The 1,858-nt window shown below is 47.1% G+C and carries 2 protein-coding genes; both read right to left on the bottom strand.

The annotated features are described in order from the left end of the window. Nucleotides 1–623: hypothetical protein (locus WCO51_13250; protein MEI6514219.1), on the bottom strand; the 623-nt coding region annotated here is incomplete at its 3' end. Then, nucleotides 620–1,858: hypothetical protein (locus WCO51_13245; GenBank protein ID MEI6514218.1), on the bottom strand; the 1,239-nt coding region annotated here is incomplete at its 5' end. The genes WCO51_13245 and WCO51_13250, both read right to left, overlap by 4 nt.

Here is a 1,858-nt window from a genome sequence, read left to right as displayed (position 1 = left end):
GCCTTTCGCAGAGTTGTAGGTAGACTATATGACATCGCCTTAATCCAGTTGACGCTATTTGCATAATCATCACAGATAACTATTCGCCTACCCGTAGCGGAAGTATGTGCATCAACATATGCTTGAATTAACTGGCGAAGCATTTTGATTCGCTCTGGGGTTTGATTGATGAAGAGTGATAGATCAACCGGCATATTCGTCTGGCGAGCAGGCAAGTTAGCGAGCGCTGGTAGCTCATGGGGGATACTTGTCTCTTCAGCGGTAACCCATGATTGGCTACCATACAATGATATCGGCATCCATGCGATACCTTGTAAATCAATCTCATTACATAGCAGAGAGTGCGAAAAGTAATTGCCATACCGAGTCTTAGAGTAGTCCTGCCCGACATATTTACTATGCGTAATTCCCCAGAGGCCGTCACCGATAGTATAGTAGCTCAACGATATCGGCATCTGCTCAATAGCCGTATCCGGCAAATCGCTTGGATGGAAATAGGCACCGGCAGCGGCGAGCATCTGCTCAACGCTTATATCGATGCCTGCCGATTGGGCGCGAATACCGAAGCCAGCACTGCCTCGAAGTGGCTTATTCGTCGATGTGTAGTATTGCTGAAGAATCATATCTGCGAACCTTCCTTTGGCGTAAATGCCTGAAGGTAACCAAGGCGTGACAGACTCCAAAGAAGAGGGTCTTCCACCCTGAATGGAGAGATCGTACTCAAGCTCTGGTCGCTATCAGGTGCTTCTCCGAATGAGCTTAAGCAGAAATATGAGTAATCGGAACAATCATTTCGTAAAAGATTCTCTACGCTGTTATCATCCCAATTCCCCATTACACTCTGAACCTCGTCATGGATCTGTCGCCAAATCAGTCTATTAAACTGGCCTTGATGAAGAGGTTGCGAGTAGACGGCGTTTCCTGGAGGCAATATCCCATAATCGCGAAGTACATCTGACTTTGTGAACGATATCGCAAATGGAATGTTGATCTTCTTACTTCCAGTAATTTTTCGTTCTTGTCGCAACAAGTTATTCACACGTGTCACAACTTCCGCAGGTTCGGTAAAAGCCTGGGGAAGTGGACACCCACGTGCACCAACATCAACACGGACTTTCTCCATCTGTAGAGGGTCGACGAGGAGGATAATAGCCGATGCATTCGCGAGGTAACGGGTCTGATACATTAATGATTCGTTATCAAACGTCTCCCCTGCCGTATCAAAGAAGATGAGACTTAGCACCTTATTCCTGATCAGTGGATTGCTAGATGCAATATTTAATCGAAACATCAACGGCGTTTGAATAACGCCAGCGATCTGAGTTTTCTGAACAACACGGTGATTTCGAAAAAGTGGAGTATAGAAGTCATCTCGATACCGAGTTGTTGTGGAGTCATTCAATGCCATTAGCGAAAGGTTAAATGCAGTGCCGACATGCTTCTGTAACCTGTCAACCAACACAGCAATGTAGTTAGACTTACCCACCTCACGAGGTCCGATAACGGCAATGACATGATTTTCGACGGTATCAGCGGTGTATGGCAGTTCGTTGTGACATTGTGGGCAGACACGACGTGGCGTTGGTTTGCCACACCAGTCACATTTTGATGTGTGCGTCAGATGACCGATACCAAGTGTCTTTTCAATGAAGCTAGGCTTGGGGGATGGGAAAGTATGCGGAAGACGTGGTGAGGTAGCACCTGGCCGGAATTGGGCCAAGTAAGCTCCGAGTAGATCATCAACCTCCCCTGGTGCTTCGTTGCTGCCAGGACGCCGGCACTGCACATTGGAACAGCGCCAGTGCACTTCAAACAGGTTGATGTGTTCGAAGCAGTATGGGCAAAGAATTTTTTTTAC

Source organism: bacterium (assembly GCA_037131655.1).
In the GTDB taxonomy this organism is placed as follows: Bacteria; Armatimonadota; Fimbriimonadia; order Fimbriimonadales; family JBAXQP01; genus JBAXQP01.
This window is presented reverse-complemented; position numbering and strand designations above follow the sequence as displayed.